This window comes from Corynebacterium drakensteinense, assembly GCF_041224285.1.
In the GTDB taxonomy this organism is placed as follows: Bacteria; Actinomycetota; Actinomycetes; order Mycobacteriales; family Mycobacteriaceae; genus Corynebacterium.
Genome location: NZ_JAXOFP010000005.1, coordinates 130,862 through 137,782 on the forward strand (window position 1 = coordinate 130,862; position 6,921 = coordinate 137,782).

At 58.6% G+C, this 6,921-nt stretch carries 5 protein-coding genes; 1 reads left to right on the plus strand and 4 read right to left on the minus strand.

The genetic code is table 11. From position 1 onward, the window contains the following. Positions 1-7 precede the first annotated feature (7 nt). Complete coding sequence (locus U1140_RS04715; protein WP_369846377.1) at positions 8-163, plus strand: hypothetical protein; 156 nt, start codon at positions 8-10, stop codon at positions 161-163. A gap of 354 nt (positions 164-517) precedes the next feature. On the opposite strand, the gene U1140_RS04720 is transcribed toward U1140_RS04715, so the two are convergent. From U1140_RS04720 to U1140_RS04735, 4 genes are all read right to left on the minus strand, one after another. After that, entirely contained in the window at positions 518-826 is a 309-nt protein-coding gene (locus U1140_RS04720; RefSeq protein ID WP_369846378.1) for a transposase, read from the minus strand. A 99-nt stretch (positions 827-925) separates the two neighbouring features. Then, positions 926-1,807 (minus strand): c-type cytochrome biogenesis protein CcsB, encoded by an 882-nt coding sequence (gene ccsB / locus U1140_RS04725; protein ID WP_369846389.1) that lies wholly within the window; start codon positions 1,805-1,807, stop codon positions 926-928. Positions 1,808-2,149: 342 nt separating this feature from the next. After that, positions 2,150-3,895 carry an ABC transporter ATP-binding protein gene (locus U1140_RS04730; RefSeq protein ID WP_369846379.1) on the minus strand — a complete coding sequence of 582 codons (1,746 nt, stop codon included), beginning with the start codon at positions 3,893-3,895 and terminating at the stop codon, positions 2,150-2,152. After that, positions 3,892-5,721, minus strand: a complete 1,830-nt coding sequence (locus U1140_RS04735; protein ID WP_369846380.1) for an ABC transporter ATP-binding protein — start codon at positions 5,719-5,721, stop codon at positions 3,892-3,894. The genes U1140_RS04730 and U1140_RS04735 overlap by 4 nt, the downstream gene beginning before the upstream one ends. Positions 5,722-6,921: the final 1,200 nt, after the last annotated feature.

Sequence of the window (6,921 nt, forward strand, 5' to 3'; positions counted from 1 at the left end):
CTAGTTCTTGACAGACCTGCCACAGCTGTTCGCTGGTGAACTGGATACCACGATCGGCGTGGAAGACCACCCCGTCGGGTACTTCGCCACGCAGGATCTAAGCCATGCGCAGTGCACGTTCAACCAGGTAAGAATCCTGCACTCTACCCATGGACCAGCCTAAGACTCGGCAGGAGTGTCCATCGCGGATAACACATAGCTACAGCCAGCCCTGGCTCGTGTCTAGATAGGTAATATCCGACATCCATACTCGATTAAGCTACCCTTTTTCAAATAGGCGTTTCACCAGGTCTGCAAGCGTGGATTTCCGCTTGGATTGAATTGTCGTTACGGGAACAAACGCCCTGGGTGAGATGTCATGAATTTGCCTGACTCACTGGTCGAGGAATCTCTGATGCTGATTTTCACCACGAAGCCGTACTGCTTGAGCCTGCGCCCATTTGTAGTAGCCAGAACGGGAAACCTCTAACAACCTGCTCATTCTTTTTATGCTGTAGTTCGCCTTGCTCTGACTGTATTAGCTCAAATTTTTCCGATCGCGTTGCCTCAAAGCGAAGAAGGCGGTGGCTTTTGACAAGAACTCATTATCCATCTTGACCTCAGCTAACTCACGACGCAGGCGAGCGTTTTCGGCTCGTATATCGGCATCACTGCGGCCATCTACTGAGCCTTGACGTTCCCGCTCGAGATTGACCCACCTGCCCAAAATTGTGGCTGATACGTTAATTTCCTTAGCCACATCAGCGATTGGGCGCCCGGTCTCGATGACCAGCCTGGCGGCCTCCTGCCGGTACTCCGGGGTGTATTTCTTCCTTGACGAACTCACAATGAACATCCTCTCCTACGGACACGAGATCCTCACAAATTGGGTGTCCACTACTCGAGGGTAACCTCACTTCATATAGCTGAGTGAAGACTGTCTGACTTAGTTAAGTCCCGCATAAGAATGCAAACCAGACACCACTTGGTTGATAAAAAACAAATTAAAAATCATTGTTGCAAAGGCTAGGACATTCACCCACGCAGGAAGAACCTTACCGACAGATCGCGTAGCCCGGGCGTGAAGATAGGCAGCATAAAGTACCCATGTAACTAGAGACATTGTTTCCTTTGGATCCCAATTCCAGAATCGTCCCCAAGCAGCCTCAGCCCAGATAGCGCCAAAGATAATCCCCAGACCGAAAATCGGAAGGGCCCATATACATGTGCGGTAAGCGAGGCGATCTATAACCTCAGGGGAGGGCAAGGGACCGCAAATTAACCGAACAAACCGAGGGGAGGATTCAGCACGCGCCCAAGAACGGATAATAAAAACTAATGAAGCTGCACCGGAAACCAACGCTACGGATGCGCCAATAGAAACCGTAGTTACATGGATATAGTACCAGCCTGACTTAAGAGCAGGGGGCACCGGAGCAGAAGCGATGTATAGCTTGGTTCCAGCATAAAACAACAATGCCATTACCGGGGTCAAAACCCAGGGAAGTAAGGTGACATACCGAAAATTTGAATGGATCTGACCGAGAATTAAAACGACTGCGACGCCAGAAAGCAGAACCGTGTATTCGAAAAGATTACCCCAAGGAAGCCTACCGGCCGAGAGCCCCCTCGCGATAAGGTAAAGGACTTGAAGAGTAAGTGCGATAATAGTGATATAGAAGCTAGAACGGAACCAACGTGAAGTTTCAGGCGCAGACGACACATCGGTTGGCTTTGAACTATTTGAATTGTCCTTAGTGCGCGCAAGTGCCACCTTTGAGTACGCAATCAAACTGGAAGCTAATGCAAAGATATAGACAATAAGCATCGAGATAAAAATATTACTCTCAGCTGAAGCTAAAAATGATTTATCCACAGAATTGTAAAAACTGGATAACAATTTATGACTCACTCTCTACGAAATGACCACTCCAGACCATGCGTCTGTTTAAGCACTCATCATTAATTACATCTTCTAGTAACCGTTTATTCTCTTGATCAAGGCCAGCCTCTGGCTCATCCAAAATAATGATATCAGCAGAAGGACCTGACCCCTGTTTGGTGGACACCTAATACCCAACCCAATCGGGCTGGGAACAAGATGAGTCGCGGGAAATAATAGAAAATAAGGTAAATGCCTAGGAACAAAACCTAGTACACTTCACCATGTCTAGCCTTGCCTTTCTTTACCGATGTTCCAGTGACCGGCATCCTCGCGCAGCGACCAAAACCGCCGGTAGCGCTCGTCCGACGCCGCCAATTCATCGTGGGTGCCCGACGCGGCGATGCGCCCGTCGTCAAGCAGAAGAATGCGGTTGGCGCCGCGGATCGTCTCCAGCTGGTGGGCGATCACCACGACGGTCGCGTCACGGGACAAATCATCCAGGGCAGCGGTGACGGCACGGCGGGTCGAGGGGTCCAAGGCACTGCTCGGTTCGTCGCACAGCACCACCGGCGCCCGCCGCAGGAGCGCGCGGGCAATGGACACGCGCTGACGCTCACCGCCGGAGAGCAACTGACCGCCCTCCCCGACGCGCGTCCGCCAGCCATCGGGCAACCGGTCGGCGATCTCGGTGACGTGCGCGCGGCGGGCGGCGTCGAGGATCTCGTCGCGGGAAGCGTCTTCCCTCCCCAGCACGATGTTGGCCCACAAGGTGTCGTCGAAGAGGTACACGTCCTGGAAAATCATGGAAACATGCTGGTAAAGATCTTCGGTCGCCATATCGCGCACATCGACCCCGCCGATGCGCACCGCTCCCCCGTCGACGTCCCACAGGCGCGCGATGAGGCGCATGAGCGTCGTCTTGCCCGACCCCGATGCCCCCACCAGTGCCGTGGAGGAGCGGTCGTCGATGCGGGCGCTGACGCCATCGAGGACGAGGGGGGCGTCGTCGCCGGTCCCGTAGCGGAAGGTGACGTCGTCGAACTCGATGTCGGCGGTCGGCGGGAACGCGATCGGCTGAGTCGGCTCCGGCATGGTCGGGGTCTCCAACAGCTCGCGTACGTCGTCGATCTCGGCCTCGGACTGGTGCAGCGCGGTCTGCAGCGACGACACGATCCGCAACGGACCGGCCGCCAGGGTGACCAAGCCGACGAGAACCACCGCGCGAACGGGATCGGAACCGCCCGCGACGGTCCACACCGCCAGCGCCGCGACGCAGCCCAGCACCGTTTGGATGACGAACCCCTGAAGCACCATTCCTCCCAGGGACAGCCACAGGGCGCTGCGGCCGGCGGCCCGCTGCTTTTCGACGGCCCGCGTCAGCGGCGGATAGTCGTCGGCGATGCCCGCGGCGCGCAGCACCTGCTGCCGGCTCGCGAACTCCAGCAGCCGCAGGTCGGTATCGGTGCGCACCCCGCGCACGCGCTCTTCCCCGGCCGATTCCCACTTCGACGCCAACCCAGACGTCAACCACAGAACGGGGGCGGCGACGATCATCGCGAGGCCGATCCGCCAGTCGATGAACAGGGTGAGGATCGCAATGGTCGCAGGCATGGCGATATAGCCGACCAACGGGGCCAGGACGTCCATCGCCGCCGTCGCCACGAATATGGTTCCGCGCACGGCGGTGTGCGAGACGCGTCCCTGCGTCTCGGGCGTGAACCAGCTCAGCGGCAGGTGCACCAAACGACCGCCGAGGCCCCGGTGCATCGACCGGATGATCCCGAGGGATCCGGCGACCCCGGACCAGGTGGACACTCCGACGAGCACGGCATGGATCAGCCACACGACGGCGAGGACGATCAAAGCCCGGACGGCGCCCGACCAGTCGCCACGGAACACCGCGGTGAGCACCGGGATGATGCACAGGACGGTGACGCCCTGGGCGACGCCGGACAGCAGCCCCAAGATCACCGAACGGATGAGGAGGGTCCGGTCCGCGCCCCCGGACAGGGCAAGCAGTGCGCGTATCATTCCATGTCCTTCCACATGCGGGCGTAGAGCCCGTCTTCGGCGAGAAGTTCATCGTGGGTGCCCTGCTCGACCAGTCGTCCGCCATCCATGACCAGAATGCGCTCCGCATCCTTGACGGTCGTCAGCCGATGAGCGATGACCAGGACGGCGCGCCCGGCGGTGAGCCGGTTCAGCCCCTCCTGCACGGCGGCCTCCGATTCTGGGTCGGTCGCCGACGTCGCCTCGTCGAGCACTAGCACCGGGGTATCGGCGAGCAGGGTGCGGGCGATCGCCACACGCTGCGCCTCGCCGCCGGAAAGACGCGCGTCCTGCCCGACCACGGAGTCGTAGCCGCGCGGCAGCTCCTCGATGCGGTCGTGGATGTTGGCGGCACGGGCGGCATCGAGGACCTGGTCGTCGGTCGCGTCGGGGACCGCGAGGCGAATGTTGTCCGCGATGCTGATCGACAGCAACTGCGGATCCTGGAATACCGTCCCCACGGTCCGGCGCATCACTTCCGGATCAATGTCGCGCACGTCCACTCCGCCGATGCGCACGGTGCCGGAGTCGGGGTCACGGAAACGGGCAGCCAGCGCAGCCACCGTGGATTTGCCGGAACCGGATGGGCCCACCAGCGCGGTGACGCCGCCTGCGGGGATGGCGGCGCTGACGCCGACGACGGCCGGGTTGCCGGGATCGTAGGCGAACGTGACATCCGCAAACTCCACCGCATGGCCGTCCGGCTGGGCGGGGACGTCGGCGACCGGCAGCTCGTCGGCGTCGAGTATCTCGCAGATGCGGCGGGCTGCGTCTATCGCCTGCTCGAGCGCACGGTTGCTCACCGCCACTGTCTGCATGGCCGCGGGCAACAGCATCGCGATGATGGTCACGACCAGCAGGTCGGACGGCCGGCTCCACCCGGCATGGACGAACCACAGGCCGAAGGCGACCTCGATGACGCCGGCCGTAGCCGCGGACAAGAAGACCACCGCGACGGAATGGGCGCGCATCTGCGGTCGGATCATGTCGGCGAACTCGCGGAGGAACCTCTCGGATTTTTCGGTGAACCGGCGCGACCCCTGGCCCGCCTTGCCGAAGATCTTCAAAACGGCGATGCCGTTGACGTATTCGACGATTGTCTCCGACACCCCAGCGAGCCCTTCATGGATCTTGTCCATCACCTGGGCGTTCGACCGGGGCGCCAGTGCGGTGTAGGCGACGGCGTACAGCACCGCGGGAACCATCGCCACCAGGCCCAGGCGCCAGTCCAGGATGAAACACACCACCAGGCTCGCCAAGGGAGTGCACACTCCCGCGACGAGCTCGACGATGGTGTGCGCGACGAGCTGATGCAGCGAGTCCACGTCATTTTGGATCAGTTGTCGGACGCGGCCCGATGATCGGTCGTCGAACCAGCCGAGGGGCAGCCGCGCCAGCTTCGCCGCCAACCCGAGGCGCAGACGAGCCTGCAGGTCGACGTCCGCGATGTGGGAAATCAGCAGGGCCACCGCGCCGAGCGTGATCGACGACCCCAACGCGATGAGGAACAGAAAAAGCGGCCCCTTCGAAGCATCCCAGTCCGCACCACCGCTCACCAGCCTGACCGTGAGCTCCGCCAGCGCGAGAAACTGCACCGCGGACAGCACCGAACCGAGGACCTGCAGCACCACCGCCACCACGATCCATGGCATGACCGGTTTGATGGTCCGCAGGGTAACCGCACCCGCCGATGCCGTGTCTTCCCTCGGTCCAGTTCTATGCTCCTCCTGCACCCGCCCGTTCGTCGCCCCGCTCACGTTGACTTGCTGCAACTCATTTTCATTAAGGTCAGCACTTCTTGCGTTCATAGTAAGCCTATTCTTACTTAAATTACTAAGTAAGGCTATTCTTGCTTAAAATCGGTGCAGGCGCAACGCCCGGATCCGGGAAAGCGCCCGCCATCCGGAAAGTCAACTAACAGTTCCCAGGGGCCAGCTCCGCCCCACTCCGCGTTTCAATTTTCATTGCGTTACCGGGGAGCGGACGAAATCTTAGAGAGATTTTCCGCATGACTACTATTCGATACACCAATGCGCAACGAGTTAAAGCGTTAGAAGTATTCGACAGGACTCAATCTGCCACAAAGACCGTCCGGCGAATTGGGGTACCCAGGCCGTTGGACACTCCACCGCTGAATTAGACAGCGGTCCGAGCCCTCATCTCCTCCTACTCGGCGGACAACGCTGAAACGCTACCCGTTGACGACCAAGCTTAAAGCCTTCGAGATTTTCCACTCCGGGAGGTCTTTTGATGCCGTTGCAACCGAACTGTAGCTGAACTCGAAAATGAGCGTCTATGGTTGGGCCCAACGATTCCGTGAGAAAGGAAAGCGGGTCTTGATGAGCGCAACTGAACGCAAACAGTCAGCCTCAATAACAGAGTCAAAACTATTGTGATCGATGCACTACGGTCGGCTTTTTGCGATTTCACTGCGCTTTGCCATCGTCGGGCTATCATCGCGTATGGATTCAATCGCAGCAATTGTGAACCAAGACCAGCAAGAAAGTTATGCGTCGAATAACTGCTGAGCTCAGGCGATAGACAATGATGCGCCTGCTGGCCCGACAAGTTTAATGATCCATTCTGATCGGGGTTGTCATTATCGAGGTAATAGGTGGATCCACACCTGCCAAAACATCGGTTTTGTTCGTTCAATCTCGAAGAAAAGGTGCTCACCCGATAATTCAACGTGCGATGGGTTGTTCGGCGTATTAAGCATCAACCAACGCCGACGCAAGCTACTACTCTGAATATTCCTAAAAAATGTCCGCAACCGAGCTTTTGCTACTTAACCACAAACAACACCCCGAGAACGCGCATACAAACATAAAAAGAAGGGCCTGTCGGCCCAAACACACGATGGCCGCAAACCCCCAAGAAGCACGAAAAAAGGGTGGACCCGAACAAACCGTGCACACGGTCCGGGTCGACCCTCAAAACATGAAATTATTAAGTGTCGGCAGCAACCTACTCTCCCACACCCTCCCGAGTGCAGTACCATCAGCGCG

Bases quoted from the DNA above. Each gene is read 5' to 3' on its own strand.
- U1140_RS04735 (WP_369846380.1), bottom strand. From the start codon at position 5,721: ATGAACGCAAGAAGTGCTGACCTTAATGAAAATGAGTTGCAGCAAGTC.
- ccsB (WP_369846389.1), bottom strand. From the start codon at position 1,807: ATGCTTATTGTCTATATCTTTGCATTAGCTTCCAGTTTGATTGCGTAC.
- U1140_RS04730 (WP_369846379.1), bottom strand. From the start codon at position 3,895: ATGATACGCGCACTGCTTGCCCTGTCCGGGGGCGCGGACCGGACCCTC.